General features: G+C 68.9%; 19 protein-coding genes. 6 read left to right on the top strand and 13 right to left on the bottom strand.

What is annotated here, in order from left to right; genetic code table 11:
• Positions 1–213: 213 nt before the first annotated feature.
• Positions 214–2,256, top strand: a complete 2,043-nt coding sequence (locus tag ACFYYF_RS38755; protein WP_388783630.1) for a HelD family protein — start codon at positions 214–216, stop codon at positions 2,254–2,256.
• Positions 2,257–2,422: 166 nt separating this feature from the next.
• On the opposite strand, the gene ACFYYF_RS38750 is transcribed toward ACFYYF_RS38755, so the two are convergent.
• Positions 2,423–3,874 carry an FG-GAP and VCBS repeat-containing protein gene (locus tag ACFYYF_RS38750; protein ID WP_388783465.1) on the bottom strand — a complete coding sequence of 484 codons (1,452 nt, stop codon included), beginning with the start codon at positions 3,872–3,874 and terminating at the stop codon, positions 2,423–2,425.
• Positions 3,875–4,519: 645 nt separating this feature from the next.
• The gene (locus tag ACFYYF_RS38745; RefSeq protein ID WP_361689330.1) at positions 4,520–5,080 is read right to left on the bottom strand and encodes a YceI family protein; all 561 of its coding nucleotides are present in this window, start codon (positions 5,078–5,080) and stop codon (positions 4,520–4,522) included.
• A gap of 273 nt (positions 5,081–5,353) precedes the next feature.
• Between ACFYYF_RS38745 and ACFYYF_RS38740 the strand changes: the two genes are divergently transcribed.
• Positions 5,354–5,830, top strand: a complete 477-nt coding sequence (locus ACFYYF_RS38740; RefSeq protein ID WP_388783461.1) for a GNAT family N-acetyltransferase — start codon at positions 5,354–5,356, stop codon at positions 5,828–5,830.
• Positions 5,831–5,874: 44 nt separating this feature from the next.
• On the opposite strand, the gene ACFYYF_RS38735 is transcribed toward ACFYYF_RS38740, so the two are convergent.
• From ACFYYF_RS38735 to ACFYYF_RS38720, 4 genes are all read right to left on the bottom strand, one after another.
• Positions 5,875–6,807, bottom strand: a complete 933-nt coding sequence (locus ACFYYF_RS38735) for a hypothetical protein (protein ID WP_388783458.1) — start codon at positions 6,805–6,807, stop codon at positions 5,875–5,877.
• 5 nt (positions 6,808–6,812) lie between these two features.
• Positions 6,813–7,262 (bottom strand): hypothetical protein, encoded by a 450-nt coding sequence (locus tag ACFYYF_RS38730; protein ID WP_361689320.1) that lies wholly within the window; start codon positions 7,260–7,262, stop codon positions 6,813–6,815.
• A 374-nt stretch (positions 7,263–7,636) separates the two neighbouring features.
• Complete coding sequence (locus tag ACFYYF_RS38725) at positions 7,637–8,656, bottom strand: helix-turn-helix domain-containing protein (protein ID WP_388783455.1); 1,020 nt, start codon at positions 8,654–8,656, stop codon at positions 7,637–7,639.
• 149 nt (positions 8,657–8,805) lie between these two features.
• Positions 8,806–9,072, bottom strand: a complete 267-nt coding sequence (locus tag ACFYYF_RS38720) for a hypothetical protein (RefSeq protein WP_388783452.1) — start codon at positions 9,070–9,072, stop codon at positions 8,806–8,808.
• A 520-nt stretch (positions 9,073–9,592) separates the two neighbouring features.
• Here ACFYYF_RS38720 and ACFYYF_RS38715 point away from each other — a divergent pair.
• Positions 9,593–10,102 carry a hypothetical protein gene (locus tag ACFYYF_RS38715; RefSeq protein WP_388783449.1) on the top strand — a complete coding sequence of 170 codons (510 nt, stop codon included), beginning with the start codon at positions 9,593–9,595 and terminating at the stop codon, positions 10,100–10,102.
• A gap of 119 nt (positions 10,103–10,221) precedes the next feature.
• The gene (locus tag ACFYYF_RS38710) at positions 10,222–11,463 is read left to right on the top strand and encodes a cytochrome P450 (protein ID WP_388783447.1); all 1,242 of its coding nucleotides are present in this window, start codon (positions 10,222–10,224) and stop codon (positions 11,461–11,463) included.
• 24 nt (positions 11,464–11,487) lie between these two features.
• On the opposite strand, the gene ACFYYF_RS38705 is transcribed toward ACFYYF_RS38710, so the two are convergent.
• The 3 genes from ACFYYF_RS38705 to ACFYYF_RS38695 all read right to left on the bottom strand — a co-directional run bounded on the left by ACFYYF_RS38705 (position 11,488) and on the right by ACFYYF_RS38695 (position 14,239).
• The gene (locus ACFYYF_RS38705) at positions 11,488–12,045 is read right to left on the bottom strand and encodes a DUF3291 domain-containing protein (protein ID WP_388783444.1); all 558 of its coding nucleotides are present in this window, start codon (positions 12,043–12,045) and stop codon (positions 11,488–11,490) included.
• Between the two features lie 485 nt (positions 12,046–12,530).
• The gene (locus ACFYYF_RS38700) at positions 12,531–12,959 is read right to left on the bottom strand and encodes a hypothetical protein (protein ID WP_388783441.1); all 429 of its coding nucleotides are present in this window, start codon (positions 12,957–12,959) and stop codon (positions 12,531–12,533) included.
• Between the two features lie 179 nt (positions 12,960–13,138).
• The gene (locus ACFYYF_RS38695) at positions 13,139–14,239 is read right to left on the bottom strand and encodes a phosphatidylinositol-specific phospholipase C domain-containing protein (RefSeq protein ID WP_388783438.1); all 1,101 of its coding nucleotides are present in this window, start codon (positions 14,237–14,239) and stop codon (positions 13,139–13,141) included.
• Positions 14,240–14,644: 405 nt separating this feature from the next.
• Between ACFYYF_RS38695 and ACFYYF_RS38690 the strand changes: the two genes are divergently transcribed.
• Positions 14,645–16,573: a lamin tail domain-containing protein gene (locus ACFYYF_RS38690; RefSeq protein ID WP_388783435.1), complete on the top strand. Its 1,929-nt coding sequence runs from the start codon at positions 14,645–14,647 to the stop codon at positions 16,571–16,573.
• A gap of 254 nt (positions 16,574–16,827) precedes the next feature.
• On the opposite strand, the gene ACFYYF_RS38685 is transcribed toward ACFYYF_RS38690, so the two are convergent.
• Together ACFYYF_RS38685 and ACFYYF_RS38680 are read right to left on the bottom strand one after the other, a co-directional pair.
• The gene (locus ACFYYF_RS38685) at positions 16,828–18,540 is read right to left on the bottom strand and encodes an MOSC domain-containing protein (RefSeq protein WP_388783432.1); all 1,713 of its coding nucleotides are present in this window, start codon (positions 18,538–18,540) and stop codon (positions 16,828–16,830) included.
• 313 nt (positions 18,541–18,853) lie between these two features.
• Positions 18,854–19,735 (bottom strand): helix-turn-helix domain-containing protein, encoded by an 882-nt coding sequence (locus tag ACFYYF_RS38680; RefSeq protein ID WP_388783429.1) that lies wholly within the window; start codon positions 19,733–19,735, stop codon positions 18,854–18,856.
• 177 nt (positions 19,736–19,912) lie between these two features.
• On the opposite strand from ACFYYF_RS38680, the gene ACFYYF_RS38675 reads away from it, so the two are divergent.
• Complete coding sequence (locus tag ACFYYF_RS38675) at positions 19,913–21,028, top strand: serine hydrolase domain-containing protein (protein WP_388783427.1); 1,116 nt, start codon at positions 19,913–19,915, stop codon at positions 21,026–21,028.
• Between the two features lie 301 nt (positions 21,029–21,329).
• Here ACFYYF_RS38675 and ACFYYF_RS38670 read toward each other — a convergent pair whose 3' ends face one another.
• Together ACFYYF_RS38670 and ACFYYF_RS38665 are read right to left on the bottom strand one after the other, a co-directional pair.
• On the bottom strand, positions 21,330–22,721 hold the full coding sequence (locus ACFYYF_RS38670) for a glycosyltransferase family 4 protein (RefSeq protein WP_388783424.1): 1,392 nt from the start codon (positions 22,719–22,721) through the stop codon (positions 21,330–21,332).
• A gap of 57 nt (positions 22,722–22,778) precedes the next feature.
• Entirely contained in the window at positions 22,779–23,186 is a 408-nt protein-coding gene (locus ACFYYF_RS38665) for a DUF4913 domain-containing protein (protein ID WP_388783421.1), read from the bottom strand.
• Positions 23,187–23,881 lie beyond the last annotated feature (695 nt).

Genomic DNA, 23,881 nt, shown 5'->3' with positions numbered 1-23,881 from the left:
CCTGAGCTGCGAGAACGTACCCAGCTAAAAGGGAAGGGGTGACGGGGGACAGCGCGGCGCGCCGCTGCGCGAGCGGCGCGGTACGGGTTCACACGTTTGCCGAGCGGGCCTGTTGCATAGTGGAGGGCCGAGTCGAGGAGAGGACCGCTGTTGCCGCAGTTCAACGAGGGTGCCGCGGGACAGGTTGATGCGGAACAGGCGCACGTCGCCGCGATGTACGGGCTGCTCGACGAGCGATTGGCCGACGTACGGGCACAGTTGACGGACGTGCTCAGGTCGCCGGCCGGCAGCGCGGGCGAGGTGTACGAGCGCGATGTCGCCGCGGAGCGCCTGGCGCGTAGCCTTCGCCGGCTGGAGGGCGCCGAGGACGGGCTGGCGTTCGGCCGGATCGACGCGGCGGACGGAACCGCTCTGCACATCGGACGCGTCGGGCTGCACGTGGACGACCGGGACGTGCCGCTGCTCGTCGACTGGCGGGCGGACGCGGCGCGGCCCTTCTACGAGGCGACGGCCGTCCATCCGATGGGGCTGCGGCGGCGCCGTCATCTCCGCGTCGAGGACCGTGCCGTACGCACGGTGAGCGACGAGCTCCTGGACGGATCCGCGGCCGCCGTCGACGACGTCATCGGCGACGGTCCCCTGACCGAGGCGCTGGAGGCACGGCGCACGGGACGGATGCGTTCGGCGGTGGCGACGCTGCAGGCGGAACAGGACGCGATCGTCCGGTCCCCGCATCGTGGGGTGACGGTGGTGCAGGGCGGCCCCGGCACGGGCAAGACGGTGGTCGCGCTGCACCGGGCGGCGTACGTGCTCTACGCGTTCCCCGGCGCCGCCGCGCGGGGTGTGCTGGTGCTCGGGCCGAACACGCGGTTCCTCGACTACGTGTCGCAGGTACTCCCCTCGCTGGGGGAGAACGATGTGCTCCTGGCGACCTGCGCGGAGCTGTCCGGGGTGGTGCCCGCGGCCGTGGAGCCGTTCGATGGCGCGCGCCTCAAGGGAAGTTTCGCGCTGGCGGAGGCGCTCGCGGACCTGGTGCACTCCCTGCAGGCGGCCGAAGGCGGCTTCACGGTGCGTGTCGGACAGGAGCGGGTCCACCTGGAGAGCGTGGACGTCGCGGCCGCGCGGGAGGCCGCGACGGCGAGCGGCCTGGCGCACAACGGCGCCCGGGAGGTGTTCAAGGAGTACCTGATCGGCGCGGTCACGGGCGTCCTGGAGCGCGGCGCCGTCGAGACCCTTGAACGCATCGACGCCGAGATCGCCGGCAGCACGGGCATGGATCTCGATGCCGCGGCCGCCGCCGACCTGCGGGCGCTCGGCTTCGACGGAGCTCCGGCCCCCGACCCGGCCGAGGTCTTCGACGCCGAGACCGTCCGTGCGAACCTCATGGACGACGCCCACGTCGACGGTGCGGTGGAAGCCCTCTGGCCGCGGCTGACGCCCGAAGAGGTCGTCCGAACCCTGCTGGCGGACACCCGCGCGATGACGAGACACCTGGCGTCGCTCACCGGCGACGAACGGTCCCGGCTGCTGCGTCCCGCCGGCGCCCCGTGGACCGACGCCGATCTACCGCTCCTGGACGAGGCCGCGGCCCTGGTGGACGGGCCGCCGGAGCGGTCGTACGGGCATGTCGTGGTCGACGAGGCCCAAGAGCTGACCGCCATGCAGTGGCGGATGGTGATGCGCCGGTGCCCGGCCAAGTCGATGACCCTGGTGGGCGACTTCGCCCAGGCCGGCGCCGCGACGGTGGCGAGCGACTGGTACCAGGCGCTGGGCCCCCACCTCGGCAGCCGGTTCGCCCTGCACACCCTGACCGTCAGCTACCGCACGACGCAGGAGATCCTGGCGACCACCCACGGCCTTCTGTCGCGGATCGCACCCGGGCAGACGCCGAGCCGGTCGATCCGCCACGGGGAGGCGCCCCGCTCTCTCACCGCGACACCGCACACGATCGCCACGGCGGTGGCCGCGGAACTCCGGGAGCAGGCCGCGGCCCACCCGGACGAACTCCTCGCCGTCATCTGCGCGGACGACCGGCTCGAGGAGATGACATCCGCCGGTGTCGCCCAGTGGGCACGCCTGGTGCCGGCGTCCGAGGCCCGCGGCCTGGAGTTCGACGCCATCGTGATCGTCGCCCCGGAGGAGATCACCGCGGCCCGCACCAGCGGCGAGCGCGACCTGTACGTCGCCCTGACGCGCGCCACCAAGAGACTGTGCACGATCACCCTGGACGCGGCGTCGCGACCCGAGGTGTCGTGAGCCGCCTGCTGCATGATCGGTGCGTCCGCTCACCGGGCGCCCCCGCCCACCGGCTCGGTTCCGGCGGCGGGGGCTTGCTGTCGATCACGATTCGGCGGTCGGCGGCGGTTCGTGCTCCGCGGTCCGTGGTCCGCCGTCCGCTGTCCGCGACCTGCCGTCAGCGGGCTCAGCGTGAGAACGGACCGCCCAGCCGTGCGTACGACAGCTTCAGCGACGTCACGGAGTACGACTTCGAGCCCGTCGTCGTGATCCCCGAGCCGGACCCCTTCAGCAGGTGGACGAGGCCCCAGCGGTCCTCGTAACCCAGCTGCTCGTTGGTGTCGATCACGAGGTCGGCGCGACCGTCGCGGGTGTAGTCGGTGAGCTTGAGGTGGGAGCCGAACTGGTCCTGGGTCTCGGCGGTGCCGGTGATGCCGGAGGTGTCCTGCGTGTAGGACTTGGCGCCGGTGCCGGACAGGCCGCCCGCACGGCCGAAGAGCACGGTGACCGCGCCGGCGTCACGCTTGGTGCCGAGATCCTCGCCCCGGGCGCCCACGGCGAGGTCCGCGTAACCGTCGCCGTTGACGTCACCGGCGGCGACGGCCGAGCCGAAGTAGTCCTCGTTCTCGGAGGAGCCCGGCACGCCGGTGGTGTTCTGGGTGAACTTGACCGGCTTGCGAGCGGTGTCGGGACCGTTCGGGCCGCCGTACTGGACGGTCACGTAACCGCGCTCGCTGTCGTCCGTCTCGTAGCCGCGGCCGATGGCGAGGTCGCCGTAGCCGTCCTTGTCGAAGTCGCCGACGGAGAGGATGTCGCCGCCCTGGTGGCCGGCGTCGTCGGGCACCCGTATCTCGCCCGCGTTCTGCGTGAAGGTGCTGCCACCGCGGTGGAAGTAGGCCCGCAGGTCCGAGTCGGTGTTGCGCTGGAGGTCGGCGCCGAGGACGTACAGGTCGGTGGCACCGTCGGCGGTGACCCGGCCGGCGACCAGATTGGGGGCCCACAGGAGGCCGTAGGAGTTGCCGAGGGAGTCCCAGCCGCTCTTGCCGCCGGTACGGGTGAAGGGGCCCTTCAGGAGGACCACGCCCGCGCGGCTGTTGCTGGTGACGGCCAGGTCCTGGTCCCCGTCGCCGTCGAAGTCGCCGGACACCACGTCCTCGCCGAACGCGTCACCCGAACCCGCGTACTCCTGCGGGACCGGCGAGTTGAAGGCCGTGCCCGAGCCGAGGCCCTTCGCACTGCCCCAGACGACGGTCAGCCCGCCGCGCATCTGCACGTCGCCGACGTCCTCGCCGGGCGAGGAGACGACGAGGTCCGCGTAGCCGTCGCGGTCGAGGTCGGCCGAGGTTGCGGCCGTTCCCCACCCGTCGTCCGCCTCCACCGCGCCCGGGATGCCCGCCGAGTCCTGGTGGATGACCTGGACGCGGGTGCCGGGACCGGCCGAGGTGCCGTAGACGACGGTGACCCGGCCGTCCTTGCCGTGCGAGCCGCCCAGCATGACGAGGTCGCGGTAGCCGTCGCCGTTGAAGTCGTCGGACAGCTTGGCGGGAGCCCCCGAGGCCGCGGGGGCCGTCAGGAGCGAAGTGCCGACCGCTGCCGCGAGGGCCACGGCGGCAGCGAGAGCGGTATGTCTGGCGTGCATGGGTCTCCGTCGTCGAGAACGTGCTGTGATCGACCTGTGAATGATCGACTGCGCTCTACGACATCACCCGAGGTCAAATGGTTGTACGGCGGGAGCGATCATTGACGGTCGCGGTGAAGCCGGTGCCCCGGCCGTCCGGCCGGCGTACCGTCCCGGCGCTCCGGACGGGGCGCGGGCGCCTGGTCGAGGTCAACACAGAGGGATTCTTCGCCCCCGCTTTCACACCGACTCCGACTTCCTGTCCTCGTACGAGCGGTGGCTCGACTGCGTCCTGACGGGACACCGGAAGCGCTGTCGCGGGCGCTGATCGCGGAGCCCCACCCGGCCGTCCGGGAGGCGATCCTCCGCGCCCTGGCCGCTCAGGGCGATCACGGCCGAGACCTTCTCGTCACGGCACTCGCAGATCCGGTCCCCGGCGTCCGCGCCCTGGCGGCCATCCTGATGACGGAGCCCACTGCGCAGGGTTGGCGCCTCCCGGCCCGGCGACGAGAGGTTCTCAGCCGGCACCTGGCGAAAGAGATGGACCACTGAGTGCGCGACTCCATGCAACGAGCGCTCAACCTGTGACGTCCTGCCGGGAGCCGGGGGCGGCCCTGGCAGGACGGGTGAAGGAGGAGGGCGGAGGGACGGCGGAACGAGAACCCGTCAGGCGTCCTTGATCGCGGAGATCTCGAACTCCAGCTGGATCTTCTCGCTCACCAGGACACCGCCGGTCTCCAGCGCGGCGTTCCAGATGACGTTGTAGTCCTTGCGGTTGATCGTGAGCGAGCCTTCCAGGCCGACGCGGACGTTGCCGAACGGGTCGGTGGCGGTGCCCTCGTAGATGAAGGGGATGGTCACCGACTTCGTGACGTCCTTGATGGTGAGATCTCCGGTGACGTCGAAGCTGCTGTCGCCGCTGCGGTGGACGGCCGTGGAGACGAACGTGATCTGCGGGTACTCGTCCATGTTGAGGAAGTCGTTGCTGCGCAGATGCTTGTCGCGATCGGCGTTGCGGGTGTCCACGCTCTTGGCCTGGATGGTCACCTTGCCCCCCGACCGGGACGGGTCGGCGCCGTCGAAGTTTGCGCTGCCCTCGAACTCGGTGAACGCCCCACGTACCTTGGTGACCATCGCGTGCCGGGCCACGAAGCCGACACGGCTGTGTGCGGCGTCGATGGTGTAGCGGCCGCTCAGGGGGGAGAGATCGGTCGGGAACGAGGTCATAACGGGGCTCCTCGGGTCAGCATGCCGTAAGGGTGTATAGCGGACATGCAAAACCTAACGGACGTGTGGTGCGCGCGCCCGGAAGTACGGCGCGACGCGGCCTTCCGGCCGGAAACATCCGTGGAGCCTGCCTCCTTCCGGGTGAACCCCGCGCCATCGGGCCGCGGCCGGCCGAAGTCGTGAAACGCCCTCGGCGGCCGGCATCGCCTGGAATGATCGAGAAGGCTCCGCGCGATGGACCGACCGCCCACGACCACCAGCCGGGAGGCTCCGATGGACGTAACGCTGCGAGAAACGAGCGACGCCGACCTGCCCGTCTTCTTCACGCAGATGAGCGATCCCGAAGGGATCCGGATGGCGGCGTTCACTGCCAAGGACCCCACGGACAGCGACTACTTCACCGCTCACTGGGCACGGATCCGCCAGAACCCGGCGGTCCTCCTGCGCACCGTCGTCGGCGAGAACGGCGAGGTCGTCGGCCACGCCTCCGTGTACGGCCCGCCCGAGGAACGCGAGGTCACGTACTGGATCGGGCGACAGTACTGGGGTCGCGGAGTCGCAACGGTCGCGCTGCGCGAACTGCTGCGTCTCGAGGCCGCGCGCCCGCTGTACGCCCGCGCGGTCGCGGACAACGCCGGTTCCATCCGGGTCCTGGAGAAGTGCGGATTCGTGGTCACCGGCCACGATCGGGGTTTCGCGAACGGACGAGGCGAGGAAGTCGACGAGGTGCTCCTGACACTGCTCGGCTGAGTGAGCGCGCCCTGCACTCACTCTCCGGCTATCGGCCTTTCCGGCTATCGGCCCCGAGCGACGATGAGCCGCGCCGCGTCCGCCTTCTCCTGGTGAGCCCCGCGCAGCCTTTCCAGAGCCTTCTTGTTCCCCTCGATCGCCGACCTCTGGATCCGGGATTCCGCGTTGAACCAGATGTCCAGCAGCCCCGTCTCCTCCTTGCACCGGACGTCCGCGGTCGCGGTCTCCTTCTCCTCCGCCGAGATCTCCCTGCCCTGGAAGGCCCGCTTGTCGAGCGGATCCATGGGAGTTGTGTATCGGAATCCGGAACCCCGCATGCACTGGGACCACTTACCGAATCCGTCCTTCACCAAAGGATCGGCCAGGGAATCCTGGTAGCTGTCGGAGGCGATACGGCTCGCGACCGCCGCGCCCGCCCCATCGTCGTACCTCTTCGCGAGCGTCCCGACGGCCTGGCCGTAACAGCCGTCCACCGGAACGGTCCTGCCCTTGTACGTGATCCTCTCCCCGCCGCTGCGTTCCCCGCCGCGCCGCCCGTAGAACACGAGGAGGGCGTCCTCGGACAGGTCGGTCCGGTCGCTGGGTGAGGCGGCGTCGCGGTCCGGGTGGTAGCCGAGGCGGGCCGCCTCGGCCGCGCTCGACAGTCCATAGCGGCGTTCGGCGGGCTCGGGGGTGCCGGGCACGGGTGCGGGCGGCTCGTACGCGATCCCGAACGTGCGCATGCACCGCCGCGTCAGTATCTGCTGGGCCGACTCGATCGCCGTGCTCTCGGCCTCGGTATAGCTGTATCGCGCGATGGGCAGGCGGTCGGTGAACGTGGGCGAGCGTTCGGCCGCCGTACCACCCCTGGCCGCTGCGGTGGCGGCGGGGGACTTCTGGGTCCCGGCCCGGCCACCGTCCTCACCCGCACCGCTCCCGGAGGAGCAGCCGAGCAGGACGGCGGCCAGGGCGAGGAGCGCCGGTGTCAGACGTCGCACCAGGATCAGAACTTGTAGCAGTCGCCGTTGTAACGGCCGTACCCGAAGGACGCGTTGTTGTTGTACGTCTTCACGAGGCGGTCGTTCGGACCGGTGTTCGTGGTCCCGAAGGGCGGGATCGAGTCGCAGGCGCCCGCGAGGTTGCTGTTGAAGTAGATGTTCAGGTCGTACCTGCTCATGTTCGTCGCCGAGGCGGCGTTGTTCTTGACGGCCGAGCCCTTGCCCGCACCGGCCCCGAGGAACGTGTAACCGTTGAGACTGTAGTGGTCGAAGCCCACGAACAGGGTTCGCGATCCGCTCAGACCGCTGTTGTAGTAGAACTCCATGCAATACGTCTCGGAAGTGGGACAGGTGAGAGACGCGGAAGCCTGGGACTGTGGCGCCACCCCCAGGACGAGTCCCGCGGTGGCTGTGGCCGTGAGGCCGAAAGCGGCGATCTTGCGACGCGTGCGCATGTCTCAATCCTTTGCGTGTCGGATTCGGATGCGGCGGCCCGTCGCCTTCACGACATGGGCCGCTGCCCGTGACGACGGCCGGTGCACGTGGAGTTGGTCGATCACCCCGTGCCACGCCGCGACAGCGGCGTCCGCAGCGGTACCGATGTCCCCTGCGCATCGGCAGCGCTGCGGCGCACCGTCCTCCGCCGAGTACCGACGGCGGGCGGGTGTACCCGGCCGAGCACCAGAATGCCGGGCACGGGAGATGCTGTCGTTGCCTGTGCGTCGACAGTGACTTGGCTTTGCGTCCACGGGGGCGCACCGACGTGGCCGACGGACACGGCCATGGACACGGACGGGAACGGGGCGGCGGCGGGAGGGCGCCCCCATCCTCAGTCGACGAGGAGGGCCAGTTCAGGCTTCGCGGCGGGCTCGGACAGCGCTTGGAGCCGGTACTCCCGGGGAGACAGGCCATAAGCGGCCCGGAAGGCGCGGGTGAAGTCGGGTGCGCGGGGCAGGCCCCAGCGGGCGGCGACGACGTGGATCGGCGTGCCGCGGAGCGCGGGATCCGCCAGGTCGCGGCAGGCGCTCTCCAGCCGTTGGCGCCGGATCCAGGCCGCGACCGTTTCGCCCCGGTACCGCTGCTGGAAGATCCGGTGGAGGTAGCTGACGGAGATGTGGTGCGCGGCGGCGATCGTGGGTGGAGTCAGCTCCGGATCGTGCAGGTTCTGCCGGATGAACGACCGGACGCGTTCCGCCATGGCGTGCTGCCGGGCCTCCGGCGACAGGGCGCCCTCGGAGTCGAGTTCCTGGGCGAACAAGGACGACACCAGACCGAGTACGACCGTGCCCAGGTGTGGTGCGTCGGACGGCCGAAGCGTCTCGGCCTGCCGGCCGAGGCCGACCAGGAAGTCCGCGAGGAGCGCGCCGGTGCCCTCCCGACCGGACAACGCCCGGCCCAGCACCTCCCGAATCCGGTGCGGTGGTACAGGCAGAAGCGCCTTCGGGAAGTCGACCCCCACCCCGCTCACGGCCCGGTGGTCCGCGTCGTCGACCGACGTCAGGTCGTACGGACGCGAACTGTCGACCAGGTGCAGGTCGCCCGGCCCGAACGTGGTGTTCCGCCCGGCGTGGTCGAGCCTCAGTCCGCCTTCGAGGAGCAGCGTGAGGTGGTAGGTCTCCGGGTCGGAGCGCCGCACCTGACGCGGGCTGCGACGGTAGCGGGAGGGCAGGAACGATGACGGCCACACGGTCGTCGGCCCCAGTTCCATCAGCCGGTGCTCGGCCCGGAAGTCGGTCGCGTGAACGCTGCTGATGTCGTGAGGCGAACGTGTCCGGCCGACCAGCTCCCGCCAGTACTCGAACCGGTCCTCCACCGGCACGTCCTCGCTCCGGAACAAGGTCCCGATCATTCGGTCATCTCCGATATCCCCACCGAGCCGCCCCCGCGGTCATCCTTTCACGCGAGGACTCCTCGGCTTCCGGCACCTCGGGCCCCGAACTCCGTACCAACTCGACTTGCTGTAGGCCCACTTGCGTGAGAACCGGTCGAATCAGTCGTTCAGATGACGTTGAAGCCTCGGGCGGCGTCATAGATGTCGGCGTCCACGACGTAGATGACGTGTGTGGTCACGATGAAATGGACCATGGCTCCGTCCAGCCAGCTGGAACGCGTGAGGTCGTCGTTCGTGAACGCGAGGTGGGTGGAAGGGCCGTAGGGGTCATCGGTGACCCGATCGACGAGGCATTTCAGGTTCCGGCGATCATCGGGTGGGAGGTAGTCGCGGAGCCGGGCCGCTCGCTCGGTGAATTCAACACGGCGCTTCATGATGGCCGGAGTGTAGGTCGACGTGCACGATGCGGTCATCGGATTTTCGAGGAAGCGTTAAGAGTGGGGGAGTCAGATGGGGCGACTGCGTACGGCAGGATCTGCACGTTGATAGCAGGTGTAGGCGCGGGGTACGGGGCCCTTGTAGCGCAGCGGCGCACAAAGGCGAGAAAGGCGGCGGCCGCGGTAGCCGAGTCCCACGGGCAGTTCCGTGTCGCTGCCGGCGATCACGGCGTGGTGTTCAGTCCGAGCGCGAGAGGCCCGGTCACAACCGAGTGGACGCACTTCCGCGCGTATCTGGAGACACCGAGGCTCTTCGTGCTTCTGTACGGCGGGCGCTGGACCCCGACCTTGATCGCCTTGCCCAAGCGGGGGGCTCGGAGCCCGGGGGATGTGGAGCGACTTCGGGCGCTTCTGGACTGGAAACTGACGCGACTCTAGGGTCCGGTGCCGCGGAGCACTGACACCGGCATCGAACGCATCGACATTGGCATCGTACGCATCGTGACGGGGAGGGAAGATGACTGAGTCCAAGGTGTCCGCTGGCCGTGGACATGCGGTGCTGGAGGAGTCGGCGTGGCTCCATCAGGCGGGCCAGGTGTGTCCGGAAGACCTGCCCATGACGGCTGCCGTGGTACTCGCGGCGGGGGTGGACTCCCCGACACTCTGCGAGCTCGCCGGTTTGTCGCGCGGTGCTGATCCTCAGGACATTCGCGACGCTTTTGAACAAGCCCTGGTGGAACTCGGAATTGCGTTGCCGGATCAGAACCTGGCCCGCCGTTTCGCGCTGCGTAGGGTGGCTGAGGGGTTCGTCGCCGGAGCCACGGCTCTCGACGAGCTGGCGTCGGACGACTGGTGGGAGGTGGAAACCGCGACAGCGGAAGAGCGCGAGTTCGTGGCGCTGATCCCGCAATGCACGTGCTGCATCGAGTACACCCTGGGACTGGACCAGGAGGCCTGGGAGACCCAGCTCCGGATCGCCGCCCTCGCTCTGGTCGCAAGTCCCGCGATCGGACCGGACAGTCGATGACCCACCCCACCCCACCCGGCCGGACGGCCGTGAGCAGGGCGATCGGTAACTGCCCGCTGCACACCCAGGTGGCGAGGAGTCCGAACAGGGCCGCACGGCGCGACGGCTAAGGTCAGGACATGACTGATTCAACCCCCACAACCCGCTCTCAGCAGACGTCAATTGACATCGCGGCGCTCGCGGAAGATCCCTACGACGTCTACGCGGAGTTTCGCGAGGCAGGACCCATACACCGGATCACCGGGACAGACGGGCTGCCCGCCTGGCTGGTGACCGGCTACGACGACGTACGTGAGGCGCTGGCCGACCCGCGGCTCTCCCTCGACAAGCACAACGCAACGCCCGGTGGCTACCGCGGCATGGCCTTACCACCGGCGCTGGACGCCAACCTGCTCAACATGGATGCCCCGGACCACACCCGCATCAGGCGTCTGGTGACCCGGGCTTTCACCTCGCGCCGCATCGAACAGTTGCGCGAGCCCATCCAGCGCACCGCCGACCGGCTTCTTGACCGTATCGCCGCGGATGAACACGCGGACCTGATCGACTCGTACGCCGCCCCGCTGCCGATCACCGTGATCTGCGACCTGCTCGGTGTGGCCCCGGCCGACCGGCTCGACTTCCGGTCATGGACCGACGCTCTCGTAGCCCCCGATCCGACGCGCCCGGCCCTCGCCAAAGAGGCGATCGGCAACATGCTGTCCTTCCTCACCCACCTCATCGCCGGCAAGCGGACCGCCCCGGCGGATGACCTGCTCTCCGCGATGATCGCGGTACGCGACGAGGAAGACCGTCTGAACGAGGACGAGTTGATGTCCTTGGCCTTCCTCATCCTGGTCGCCGGGTACGAGAACACCGTGCACCTCATCGGGAACGCGATCCTGACTCTGCTCCGCCATCCCGACCAGTTGGCGGTGTTGAGGGCCGATCCCTCGCGATTGAGTTCTGTGGTGGGGGAGTTGGCCCGCTACGACGGTCCGGTGCCGCTGGCCATCCGCCGGTTCCCGACCGAGGACATCTCCATCGGCGGGGTGACCGTGCCGGCGGGCGACACCGTTCTGCTGTCCCTCGCCGCCGCCCACCGGGACCCCCGCCGCTTCACCGATCCCGACCGCTTCGACATCAACCGTGACGCCACCGGGCACCTCGCCCTCGGCCACGGCATCCACCACTGCCTCGGCGCTCCGCTGGCCCGCATGGAAACCGAGATCGCCCTGTCCGCGCTCCTGGGCCGCTTTCCGGACTTGGCACTGGACGTCCCTCCGGGCGAACTGCAATGGCGCCCCTCGATGCGGTCCCGAGGCCTGCTCACCCTTCCGGTCCGCACCGGTACTGCGAAGGAGGCCGCGGCGGATCGATGACGGCCGGGCGAGACGAACGCTACTTCAGTGAGTCTGGTCGCTCGTCGGCCCGATGCCTTTGACTCTGCTGGGAGTTCCTTCCGGGGCGAACGAGTGGTGGAAGGTGAAGGCGTGCGGGGCGGAGCCGTGGGCGTGGAGGTGTTCGAGCTTGGAGACCCCGTCCTGCCAGGTGGGGATCACGCCGTCGGAGACCCACCAGCACACGTAATTCGGGTGTTCTGTCCTCTCGAACCAGTCGTAACGCCTGTTCAGCGCCTCACGGTGCGGACCGGTGTAGATGGCGTCGAAGGCGGGGTGCAGGTCGGTCCAGAGTGACAGGGTCGCGGCCAGGGCGGTGGTTTCCACCGTGCGGCCCTTGTCGTACCAGGTCGGTACGGCGAACCCTCCCCATGCACCCCAGTCCGCCTCGAAGAGCATGCCCCGGTCGCCGTCCGCCGCTTCAGCATGCCCGAGGTACCCGGGATGCCGGCTGATCTTCCGGTAGACGGTCTCACCGCTCTCGTAGAACTCGCGCGTGAGAGGTCCGGGATCGACAAGAGGTGACTTCAGGACGCCGAATGTGTACAGAGCAAGGTGGGGCATGCGTCTCTCCCTGGTTGGGGCTGCCTGGCATGGATCCGGTTCGCGCGCTTACGCATGCGGCGAGGGGGTCGTCGGGCGTGACCAACTCACCGCGTCGCGGGTGGCTCACCCTGAAGGAACTCCCGTACGGCCGCGGGCGATCGCCGAACACCAGGTGAAGGTAGCTGCCTCTGCGGGCCCTGTCGAAGTTGCGTTTTCCCTGTCCAAGTGGCCTCGTACACCGGCTACTTGCGAGGGCTGGGCGCTGACGGGTGAGTCGGGCGACGCAGGCTGCGGGGCGCCAGGTAATCGCCGATCCGGCGTGATCACGTCCGCCGCTGGGCTACTGGGCCGTCTCGGTGGACTCCACGCTCGTGCGAGCCCACCCGCATGCGGCCGCGCTCCGGGCCAAGGGGCTCCGGCAGGCCAACCCGACGAGCGCGCCAGCCGCGGGTTCCGGGGCGGACTGATCAGGGCGACTCACCGCGGCGCCGCCGGAGCCGCGATCACTCCACGACAGGTCGGGGCACTTCGTAGCCGGCCGGCGCGAGCGTCATCAGTACGTGCTCCAGCCGCCCGGGTTCCACTGCCAGACGGACGTCCCCCTCGGCGGACGTGCATTCCATCATCAGCAGTCGGTAGTGCAGCCGGTTCTTCTCCCGCCCCTCGAGCCGTCGGATCCGTACGACCCGCGCGTCCACCGGCAGTACGGGCGCGCCGGCGCGACGAGGCTCCCACGACCAGCCCTCGGGCTCGATCACGAACAACCCGCGTTCCCAACGATCGGCTCCGGCGGGGCAGATCAGGCAGGAAACCGTGACGCGTCGGCCGTCGATGAATCGGGCCGTAAGCCTTTCCTGCCGTCGGTTGGCGTACAGGGCGACCGCCAAGGCACCGAGAAGAGCACACATGACGAACGGCAGAACATTGGACATGCGCGCATTCAACCAGCGGGTATTGACGATGGTCCAGTGAGCGGAGGCCGGCTGCCTTGGCCTTCGACGGTGTGCCGGATGCCCCGGTCGGCCGGAAAATCGACCGGGGCATCCCGTGGGTTGGACGGCACCACGACTGAGCGATGGAACCGAGGGACAGCAAGGGGACCAGGCGTGGCTCAGCCGCGCGGCAGGACCAGTGACTGCACGTCCGGCAGGCCCCGCCAGTCGTTCGACGCGACCGTGGCATGCGCCTTGGCCAGCAGTGCGACCCGTGCCGAAGCGTCGGGTGACGACGGGCTGACGTCGTCGAGAGCCGGCGACACGTTCTGCGAGTCCGTCATGAACAGCAGATAGTGGTTGGCGTCGTACCAGCTCGTGTCGATGCCGTTGTTGATGTACGCGGCCGCGTCACCGTCGAAGGCCACGAACCAGGGCCGCAGGGTGGTGTCGGAGTAGCGGGTGCGAGGGTCGCCCGAGGCGGCGCTGTGCACCGAGGGGAAGATGTTCGCCTGCGCGGTGGTGCCCGCGGAGTGGAGGTTGCGCAGGTAGGTCGCGTACTCCTTGTCCGTCCAGAGGGTGTCGGTCGGGTTGTTCTCCTCGACTGTGCCCGGGATGATCTCCAGCAGCACCTTGCCCGCCAACTCTGCCCGGGTCGGCCAGTTGCCGGCCCTGGCGGCCTCGTCCAGGGTGGCGTACTGGCCGCCACCGGGCTTGTTCAGCAGGTCGTTCGGCTTGAAGACCAGGCTTCCCAGGTGCGCGGTGATCGACTTGTCCAGCTTGGCCGGGCTCATCCCGAGGTTGGCCTGGAACCCGGCCTTCATCTCCAGCTTGATGATCAGCGGTCCGTGACCGGGGTGGGCGCCGAGCCACACCCGGACGTCGTCCAGGCAGGATTCCAGGTTCTTGTTGGCGCCGCCCGTGTAGAGGTCGGCGGGCGAGGAGGCGTTGACGCAGTTGTTGCCGTTGCTGGTCAGGCTGCTGTGGCTGACCTTCCACTCCTGGGTGAAGAAGTCGTCCCAGACGTCCAGTTCGATCATCGAGGTGCCGGTGTCGAGGCCCTGCGCGAGGTACGTGAACGCGCCGGGGTCGTAGGTGTTGTGGATGCCGGACGTGGTGGTGCCGGACACCTGCAGCGAGTTCGTGTCGGCGGCCGAGGCGGTGGTGCCTCCGGCTCCGGCGGTGCCGAACGCCAGGACCAGACTCAGTGTGCCGAGCAGTCCGGTACGGAGCGCGAGCGGGCGGAGCGGAAATCTACGGCGGTTCATCGAACCGGTCACGGTGCCTCCATCGTGGGGGTGACTCTCCGTCCGGACGGTGACGGCCCTGCATGAATCGACGGAGACATGACACGTAACGCGATCGAGAATCCCGCTGTCAGCTACGATTCCGGCCGATCTTCACCGGTTGCGATCAGCCCCGAACGCGCCGCTTCATAAAGGGAGTTGAACCGTCGTACGCCTGCGCGGCGAGTCGGCACCCTGCTTCGTGAGGCGGAAGAGGCTGTTGGGCTGCAAGAGAACAGAGGCACGACGCCACGCCGGCCGGCGGCGCCGTACGTCTGACGTTCCTTCGGCCAGCAGGTGATGTTCAGCCGAAGTACACGCCGTTTCAAGATCGTCTCAGCAGAGTTCCCCCTCGTGCCTACCTCACCTTTGCGTGCCGGCGTCGCCTCTGTGTGCGCCGTGGCCTTGACGCTCTCAGGACTGCTCGTCACCGGAATACTGGCCGCTCAGCCCGCGGCCGCCGCCGACCCGGTCGGCTATCAGAACATTCGGATCAACGAAGTCACCTCGTCCGGCAACGACACGGTCGAGCTGTACAACTCCGGCTCGACCGCGGTGAGCATCAGTGGCTGGAAGATGTCGGACGACAGCTTCTCGCAGCAGTCGTTCAGCCCGTCCTCCAGCACCGTCCCGGCCGGTGGCTTCGTCACCTTCAACTCGCCCAAGGGGCTGGGTGACGCGGACAAGGTGGTGATCTACACGTCCGGCGGCACGGTGGTCGACCGCGTCGACTGGGCGACCGACAAGGCGAAGCCCGCGATGGCGCGTTGCGGCGGCGACGGCAGCGGAGCATGGGTGACCGCGGCCACCGCGGCCACGTTCGGCACCGCGAACGCCTCGGGCTGCCCGTCGTCGATCCCGGCGGCGAGCCGGGTGCGGATCAACGAGGTCACCTCGGACGGTTCCGACACCGTGGAGTTGTACAACGGCGGAACGAGCGCGGTCAGCGTCGGCTCGTGGAAGTACGTCGACAACGACACCTCCCACTCCGCGGTGACGATCTCGTCCTCCACCCCGAGCGCGACCAGTATCCCCGCGGGCGGCTACGTCACGTTCAACTCCACCATCGGCCTGGGCGACAACGACTCGGTCGTCCTCGTCGACGGCAGCGGCAACACCGTCGACTCGCTGACCTGGACGACCGGCGCCGCCAAGCCGTCGGACGAGCGCTGCGCCAATGGCACCGGCTGGTTCCAGACCGCCACGACCGCGACGCTCGGCAGCGCGAACTCCTGCTCCGGCAGCTCCGGCGGGGGCGGTACGCAGCCCGGTCAACTGCTGGGCGGTGGCGGCTCGCTGACCAGCGGCTGCACGCCCGAGGCGCCTTCCGGTACGGGTTCCACCCCGACGGGTACGACGGCCTGGCCGGGCGGGCTGGACGTCACGATCGTGGACAACGTCTGCGCGTTCACCACGTCCACCGGCCCCGAGGGCCGAGATGTGAGCGGTCTGGCGTTCGACTCGGCGAACCCGTCGGTACTGTGGGCCGTGAAGAACAAGAACTGGCTGTACAAGCTGGTGAAGAGCAACGGCAAGTGGATCCCGGACACGACCTGGAGCGCGACCGGCAAGCAGATCCGCTTCGCGAGCGGCTCCGGCGAGCCGGACTCCGAGGGTCTGACCGTCGGCGGCAACGGCCACCTCTACGTGACCTCCGAGCGTGACAACACCAACAACACGGCGCCCAAGGACACGATCCTGGAGTTCGACCCGGCCGCGACCGGATCGACGCTCACGCCGGTCCACCAGTGGGACATGACCTCGCAGTTCCCGCAGCTCAACACGGGCAGCAAGGACGACGCCAACCTCGGCTTCGAGGGCGTCGGATACGTGCCGGACAGCTGGCTGACCGCGAACGGCTGGGTCAACCCGCTCACCGGCGCGGCCTACAACCCGGCGAACTACCCGTTGCACGGTTCGGGCCTGTTCTTCGCCGGCCTGGAGTGGGACGGCTCGCTGCGCGTCTACGGTCTGAACTCCGACGGTACGTTCACCACGTTCGGCACGATCGCCACCGGCAAGGCCTCCGTGATGGACGTGACGTACGACGCCGGGACCCAGCGTCTCGTCGCCACCTGCGACAACACCTGCGGTGAGACCCACACGTTCATGAAGGTCAACGCCTCCGGCGCGATCGTCCCGGACGTGACCTACACGAACCCGGCCGTCATGCCGGCCGACAACCTGGAGGGCTTCGCGCTCGCCCCGGCCTCGACCTGCGTCAACGGGTTCCGCGAGGCGGTCTGGAGCGACGACGGCGTCTACGGCTTCGGCTCCGGGACATCCTCGTACGGACACGCCCTCTACAGCGGCACCTTCCCCTGCTGATCGTGCCGAACACCGGGAGGCGGCTCCTTCGCGGGGCCGCCTCCCTTGTTCATGTCCGCTTCCGGCCGGGACGATCGCAGCGGTGGGCCACCCCACTGCCTTGTGGAGATGACCGACTCCTTGCCCCGTGGTGGCGTCGTACTCGAAGCGGACGAACTCGACGCCCGGTGGACGGACCACTTGCGGCCCGAGCAAGTCACGGAGCGACTGGATGGTGTTTCCATCATGATCGACGGGACGGAGTCGGCCCCGGTCTACAGGTCGAGCACCACGTCGGTGCTGGGCCTGCTGCAGCAGATCAGGACCTCGCCCGCATCGGGGAGTTCGAGAGGCGGGGCGGTGTAGGCGACGTCGCCCGTGACGATGTGACTGACGCAGGTGTGGCAGACGCCGCTGCGGCAGGACCAGCGGGTGGGGATGTCGCAGGCCTCGGCGAGTTCGAGGATCGAGGCGTGCGCGGGCGACCAGGGGGTGGTGATGCCGCTGAGGGCGAAGGTGACGAGCGGGCCGCTGCCGGAGGGGCCGGGCGGCTGGTGCGGCCGGACGGCGGCAGTCGGCGCGATTCCGGGGTTGATGGCCGGGAGGGCGCTGAACTGCTCGGTGTGCACGCGCTCCGGGCTCAGACCGTGCGTACGAAGGAAGTCGCCGACGACGTCCATGAAGGGTGGCGGACCGCAGACGTACGCGTCGACGTCGGCGGGGATCCTCAAGGCCTTGAGCGAGGTGACCGTCGGTCGGCCGTGGCTGACATGGGGCTGCTCGGGGTGCGGCGCCTTGGACGTGTAGTAGGTGTGCTCGTGGGCGTCGGGGAGTTCGGCCAGCAGCGCGTGCGCCTCGTCCGAGAAGGCCTGGCCGGCGCGGTCGTGGGCCACCTGGATCCACCACACGGGGCGTGCGGCTCGTTCGGCGGCGAGACGGTGGAGCATGGCGAGGACCGGAGTGACACCGATGCCCGCGGAGATGAGGGCGACGGGACGGCTGCCCTCCTCGAGGACGAACGTTCCTCGGGGGCTGGCGATGTCCACGAGGTCCCCGGGGCGGAGCGTGGCGTGGATGTAGCCGCTCACCTTTCCGAAGGCCTCGCGCTTGACACTGATGCGGTACGTGCCGGCTTCGGGGGCTGCGGAGAGCGAGTAGCTGCGTACCGCCGGGGCCGCGTCACCGACGGGGAGCCGGATGGAGATGTACTGGCCCGGGCGGGCCTCGGGCAGGGGTGTGCCGTCGGTGGTTTCCAGGTAGACCGACGAGATGGCGGAGGTCTCGGGGACGATCCGGGCGACGCGCAGGGGCCGGAATCCCGGCCATCCCGACGTCTGCGCGGGCTGCTGTCCCGCGGCGAGCTCCTCGAAGGAGCGCTGCCAGCCAGGGCTGAGGGCAGGGATGCGCAGGGCGCTGCGCAGCTTCACCGGGTCACGGTCGGGAAGGTAGAGCAGCGCGTCGGTGTCGGCGACGCTGAGCTGTTCCGGGCCGCTTCGCGTCAGGGTGATCTCATCTCCGCTGCCGACGTGTCCTTCGGTGATGACACGCATGTAGAAGCCCGGACGACGGTGGGCGACCAGGAGGGAGGCCATGGCGGGTTCGCCCAGACGCATGCCCACGCGGTAGCAGGTGACGCGTGGCTGCGTTACTTCGAATTCGGCTTCGCCGATGCGATAGCGGTCGCCCACGCACACCTCGTCGTCGGGCAGCCCGTCGACGGTGAAGTTCTCCCCGAACATCCCGAACGTCAGGTCGTCCCGGCCGAGTTGTCCGGCCCAGTACCCGTAGGACTGCGACTGATAGACGAGAACGGCACGCATCTCGCCGCCATGTCCGGCCAGGTCGCCCTGACCGTCGCCCTCGACGTTCAGCCGCCGCACCAGCCGACGGCCGCGTACGGGAGACTTCCACGCTCCGGTGTGGACGGTCCTTCCCTGCCAGGAGACGTCTTTGGGCGTTCCTACGTTGACGGACAGCAGCGTCGCCATCGCGGCCCTCCTGCGGGTGGTCGGCCTGGGCAGCCCTCCAAGGCACCGCGGACCCGTCGTCGACCCGGGCGGCACCCCGTACGCCGATCTTAGTTCTCGTCCCGGTACGGCCGCGATTCCGCCCGATCGCCGAGCGGCGTAATCGGCCGGGTGCCGCGGCCCTCGGACGCGAGCGGCGTTCCGCGCGTTGTCGGTGGGCACGGTGACAGTCCTCGTACCTGTCCGCGGTTCCGCGACCGGAAGCCGGTCGGGGGCCGAGCGGTTTTTGCGGGCCTGTCGGCTCACCGTCCGGGTGGTCCGGGTGGCGGTCGGTTCAGGTACGGGAACTGCCGCTGCCCCGCTCGATCGGGATCCACAGCTGGGAGTCGGTCTCCGCTCCGATCTCCACCGGTCGTGTCCGAAGGAGCTCAGGACCCGGCCGGGCCGTGTACGGGTTCGAGGGGAACCACTGCGTGAACACGTCTCGCCACAACTCCTGGAGGGCGCTCGGATAGGGGCCACGGTTGTCGAACACCGCCCAGGTGCCGGCCGCCACGTCGAGGGCGTCGAGTTCTTCCACGACGGTCTCGGAACCGGTCACCACTCCGACCCAGTAGTCCACTTCGGCGCCCTCCTCCCGGCTGTCGGTCACATACACCGCCGCCGACAGCACCCCCTCCGGCTCCGCACCGGTCAGCTCCTTCAGCCGTACGATGTCCCGCGTGTCGAGGCTCTCCACATGGGCCGTGGCGGCGGCGTTGACCCCCTCGTGCACCAGCGGTACGCGGGCCTTCCTCCCGACGACCCGGAACGACTCCTTCTCCACGATCCGGTAGCGCATCGTCGTGCTCCCCTCGACGACGACGCGGAAGGACATGCGCGGCTGTGCCGTGAGGACCGCGCCCGCACGGCGTGCCTCGCCCGGCCCGATGCCGTGCACCGACCGAAAGGCCCGGGCGAACGCCTCGCCCGAGCCGTACCCGTACCGCACCGCGACATCGAGCAGCGTCAGCTCCCCGGCCAGCACATCAGCCCCGGCGAGCGTCATGCGCCGACGCCGTACGTAGACCCCGAGCGGCATCCCCGCGAGCGCCGAGAACAGCCGCCGGAAGTGGTATTCCGAGACTCCGGCGATCCGGGCCACCTCGGCGATGTCGGCTTCCCGGTCGAGGCTGGATTCAAGGTGGTACAGCGCCTCGTTCAGTCGCTCCAGCACGTGTATCCGCCGTTCCTTTCCGTGTCCGTCCCCGGAATGCCCATCCTGACCGCCGGCCGCAGGAATTTCAGCCTTCGGCACCGAGCGCGGCACGCGGGACTCACTCCACCCCACCCGATAAAACCGGTGCAGTAGTAGTCGGGCAGGGGTATCGGGCGTTGCCCGAGGCTTACAGGCATGAATGATGTTGAGGGACTGTGTGAGCCGCGGTTCGAGGCGGTCCGGGAGACACTCGCGGATCTGCTCGGCAAGGACGACGTGGGCGCTTCGGCAGCCGTGTGCATCGACGGCGAACTCGTGGTCGACCTCTGGGGCGGGTACGCCGACGCGGACCGTTCCATCGGCTGGGAACGCGACACCCTCACCTGCGTGAACTCGACGACCAAGAACATGACCGCCCTGTGTGCGCTGATCCTGGCCGACCGGGGACTGCTCGACCTGTCCGCGCCCGTCGCCGCCTATTGGCCGGAGTTCGCCGCGGCAGGGAAGGAGAAGGTGCTGGTACGACACGCCCTGTCGCACACCGCGGGCCTGCCGGACCTGACAGCGCCGACGAAGGTCGAGGATCTCTACGACTGGGAGGGAGTGACGGCGGGACTGGCGGCGCAGGCCCTCGAATGGGAACCCGGAACCGCCGCCGGCTATCACGCCCTCACTTTCGGGTTCCTGGTCGGCGAGATCGTTCACCGCGTCACCGGCCGGAGCCTCGGCGAGTTCTTCGCCGAGGAGGTGGCCCAGCCGCTGGGTGCGGACTTCCACATCGGGCTCTCCGCCGTAGACGACCACCGCGTCGCACCGCTGATCCCGCCACCGTCCTCTACCGACGAGTACGCACCCAGCGCGCCGCCCGGGCCGGATGGCCGACGCCGGGAGTACACCGGTGCCGCGGTCCGGGTGAGGGACGTCAACTCCGTCGACTGGCGCCGCGCTCAGATTCCGGCAGTGAGCGGCTTCGGCAACGCCCGGTCCGTCGCCCTCGTGCAGTCGGCACTGGCGAACCGGGGATCGGTCGGCGGAGTGCGGCTGCTGTCCCCCCGGGGCTGCGAGCCCGCATGGGAGGAGACGTTCAGCGGAGAAGACCGCGTCCTGCGCACACCGATGTCCTGGACCGTGGGTTTCGCCAAGTTCGGGAACACCTTCGGGTGGGGCGGGTGGGGCGGCTCGCTGGTCGCGAGCGACCCGGACTCACGTATGACGGTGGCGTACGTCATGAACCAGATGATCGACCGAGAGCGGCGGGAGGACGACCGCGGCATGGAGATCATCATGGCCGCCTACAGCGGACTGCGGTGACAACTCGGCACGAGGGACGATCCGTTGACGGCTGCCCGCCCGTGCGCCGGCGCCGGCCGAGGCGATGAAGACCGTCACCGCGTCGCCCTGGTGTCCCCGGCGCGGAAACGGAAGTCAGGCGCGCGTTCCGTGCACTGCTGCCGGACACCGGGCCGGGTACACCTGGCCGCTGCCGCTGCCGCTGCCGCTGCCGCTGCCGCTGCCGCTGCCGCTGCCGCTGCCGCTGCCGCTGCCGCGTACCCGGACCGGTGCTCGCGTCGGTCTGACCGGCCCGGCCCACGCTTCCGTCGGGCCGGTTTGCTCAGAGCACCGCCGGTTTGACGGTGGGCTTGGGGGATACCTGCCCCGGGGCCGCCGTGGACTGGCTGTTCGCCGACTGGCCCGTGGTGGCGTGCGGAGAGGTGAGGCTCGCGGCACCGGCCACGTACTCCAGCCGGCCGGACTGCACTTGCTTCGTGCCGCGCACGTTCCCGTCCTTGGCGTCCAAACCCGCCTGGACCAGAGCCGTCCCTGCGTTCTCCCAGGTGTAGTCCTTCAGCACCTTGTGCAGTTCGTAGGCGCCGACTTTGCGGTCCGACCAGTTCTCCGAGACGTTCTGGATGGCGTCCGCCCAGGCGATGTGCCGCTGCGAGGCGTCCTCGGGTGTCATGACCACGCTGTTCTTGCCCAGGTGGGCCGCACCGCGGGCGGGGTCCTGGAGGAACTTGGCCGCGCCACTGTCCCGGTTCACCAGGATCGGAATGCAGTGCGCGGCGGCCTCGGTGGCGACCAGGCCGAAGCCCTCGGTCTTGCTCGGCATGATCACCACGTGGTTGGCGTGCATGTCGTCGACGAGGTCCTGCTTCTCCTTGGTGAACGGCTTGACGGTGACCCTTCCCGCTCCGCCGGCCTGGAGGTCCGCCTTGGCTTGTGTCTCCTGGAGCTTCTCCGGATTCGCGCCGCGGATGGTGAGATGCACCTTCTTGCCGTTGTCGTTGAGGTGCTTCACCGCTGCCAGGGCGTCGCTGCCGCCCTTCATGGGGTCATCCATGCGCCCCATCAGCAGAACGTTGAACTGTTCCGTCGGCGAGGGCGGGCTGAAGGTCTTGACCGTTTCGCCGCCGGGCATGAGATCGTGCCAGCTCTTGGCCCCCGGGTTCATCGCCTGAATCCGCTGAACGTCCTCAGCCAGTGCTCCACCGACACCGACGCCGACGCGGGCCGTCCTGAAAATGTCCTTCTCGATCTTCACCTTGGCCGCGCCTGCCTCCGTCCGTATCCGAACCATTTCCGCGTCGTCCGGATTGGTGATCTTGGCCTGCTCCAGCTTCTCGGGAGAGGTGTGGAGGAAGTTCATGTGCACGGCGTCCGGATACCAGGCGGACTGCATGGCGGACGCCGCAGGTCCGGAGAACCGGCTGTGTCCGATGACGATGTCGTACTGGCCGGTTCCCTTGGCCGGAAGGCCGAATTCCTCCGGGTCCCGCTGCGCCGCGTCGAGGATCGTCTTCATCTTGTCCTCGCCCGCCACCGGGGGAACCCTGTGAACGGTCGCCCGTCCGTGGGGTTGCACATTGTCCGCGTCCGTCACATAGAGCAGGTCCACTTTGTGGGCCTGGTTTTCCGCGAGCCCCTCGGTGATGAGCTTGTTGAACACGGGCACTCCGCCGAGCCCCATGCCGCTCTCGTTGGAGACAACAAGGATGCGTGCCATACCGGTTTCTCTTCTCTTCTGTGCTCGGAAGGTACGTGGTGGGAGTCAGGACCTGGATCAGCCGTCGTACACGTCGACCCGGGGCGGGTCCTTCGGCCGGTGGCTTCCGGGCTTGCAGCCCGAGAAAGGTCCCGAGGGGTCGCGCAGAAACGTCATCGCCGGTCCCAGGAAGTCGCGGTGCCACATGGCGGGCCCGTTCATGCCGGCCTTGACGGAGGTCATCTCCTGCCATGCCATCCACAGGCCGTAGAGGTGGGCCATCGCGTCGGGGTGCTCCCACCAGCGCGGGCACCACGGGGCGCGGGACGACTCCTCTCCGGCGTAGATCGGCAGCAGGAGGTTGTGCACCCAGATGACGAGGCCGCGTTGAGCCGTCATCAGGTCGTCACCCTGCTGGTAGAGGATGAACGGGGGTGTGCCCTGTTGCGCTTCCGCTCCCTCTCCGCCGGTGTTGCTGTCGTTCATCCGGTGCGCCTCTCCTTTGTCATCTCGTCGGCCCCGTCGGGTTGTGCGAGCGGGCGGTTCGTCTCAGGCACGGACGAGCGTGCCGACAACCTCCCTTCTTCGCGGGAGTGTCGGCCGCGTCGATCTCGGCGGGGTTCGTCGAACGGGTTCTTCGTGGACGCCGTGACGTCGCTCGCCGACAACTGCGGCTCGTAGATCTGGAAATCGCCGATGCGGGCCCGGACGATCCCCCATGCATCTCCGAGATGTGCGAACGCGGTTGGGCGTTGCTTCACCGAGCCGAGACGTCAGCCCGCCGGTCGCGGATTGCCGGACTCCCGTGCCGATGTGCCGGCGCCGTTCCTCGACAGCGGCAGCGGCAGTGTCGCCGCGTCGATGACAGTCCGTTCGGCATCGGCCATGGACGTCCCTTCCCTCGGCGCGATCCTTCGGGTTCGCGTGCTGCCCCACTGCTGCGGGGTACTTTCGAAGGATTACAACGGGGCCGTGGTACGCGGGGGTTCAACGCCCGGAGGGGATTTCTTCGGCCCTCCCGCGATCAGCGACCATCGCTGAACCGACATCCCGGCGGCCGCGAGGGAGTGATCGGAATCGGAACGCCTCAGAGGTCGTTTTCTCCCGTTGTTTCATCCCGGAATCTGATGTTTGGTCTGCGGTGCCGGGTTGCGCCAGGAGACCGTGTTTTCGCTGGTGAG

Source organism: Streptomyces sp. NPDC001914, from assembly GCF_042891215.1.
Taxonomy (GTDB): domain Bacteria; phylum Actinomycetota; class Actinomycetes; order Streptomycetales; family Streptomycetaceae; genus Streptomyces.
The sequence above is the reverse complement of the archived record's forward strand: the minus strand, read 5'-3'. Positions and strand labels throughout refer to the sequence as shown.

Excerpts from the sequence above, each read along its gene's own strand:
- ACFYYF_RS38755 (WP_388783630.1), top strand. The coding sequence starts at position 214 with ATGTACGGGCTGCTCGACGAGCGATTGGCCGACGTACGGGCACAGTTG.
- ACFYYF_RS38750 (WP_388783465.1), bottom strand. The coding sequence starts at position 3,874 with ATGCACGCCAGACATACCGCTCTCGCTGCCGCCGTGGCCCTCGCGGCA.
- ACFYYF_RS38745 (WP_361689330.1), bottom strand. The coding sequence starts at position 5,080 with ATGACCTCGTTCCCGACCGATCTCTCCCCCCTGAGCGGCCGCTACACC.
- ACFYYF_RS38740 (WP_388783461.1), top strand. The coding sequence starts at position 5,354 with ATGGACGTAACGCTGCGAGAAACGAGCGACGCCGACCTGCCCGTCTTC.
- ACFYYF_RS38730 (WP_361689320.1), bottom strand. The coding sequence starts at position 7,262 with ATGCGCACGCGTCGCAAGATCGCCGCTTTCGGCCTCACGGCCACAGCC.
- ACFYYF_RS38725 (WP_388783455.1), bottom strand. The coding sequence starts at position 8,656 with ATGATCGGGACCTTGTTCCGGAGCGAGGACGTGCCGGTGGAGGACCGG.
- ACFYYF_RS38720 (WP_388783452.1), bottom strand. The coding sequence starts at position 9,072 with ATGAAGCGCCGTGTTGAATTCACCGAGCGAGCGGCCCGGCTCCGCGAC.
- ACFYYF_RS38715 (WP_388783449.1), top strand. The coding sequence starts at position 9,593 with ATGACTGAGTCCAAGGTGTCCGCTGGCCGTGGACATGCGGTGCTGGAG.
- ACFYYF_RS38710 (WP_388783447.1), top strand. The coding sequence starts at position 10,222 with ATGACTGATTCAACCCCCACAACCCGCTCTCAGCAGACGTCAATTGAC.
- ACFYYF_RS38705 (WP_388783444.1), bottom strand. The coding sequence starts at position 12,045 with ATGCCCCACCTTGCTCTGTACACATTCGGCGTCCTGAAGTCACCTCTT.
- ACFYYF_RS38700 (WP_388783441.1), bottom strand. The coding sequence starts at position 12,959 with ATGTCCAATGTTCTGCCGTTCGTCATGTGTGCTCTTCTCGGTGCCTTG.
- ACFYYF_RS38685 (WP_388783432.1), bottom strand. The coding sequence starts at position 18,540 with ATGGCGACGCTGCTGTCCGTCAACGTAGGAACGCCCAAAGACGTCTCC.
- ACFYYF_RS38675 (WP_388783427.1), top strand. The coding sequence starts at position 19,913 with ATGAATGATGTTGAGGGACTGTGTGAGCCGCGGTTCGAGGCGGTCCGG.
- ACFYYF_RS38670 (WP_388783424.1), bottom strand. The coding sequence starts at position 22,721 with ATGGCACGCATCCTTGTTGTCTCCAACGAGAGCGGCATGGGGCTCGGC.
- ACFYYF_RS38665 (WP_388783421.1), bottom strand. The coding sequence starts at position 23,186 with ATGAACGACAGCAACACCGGCGGAGAGGGAGCGGAAGCGCAACAGGGC.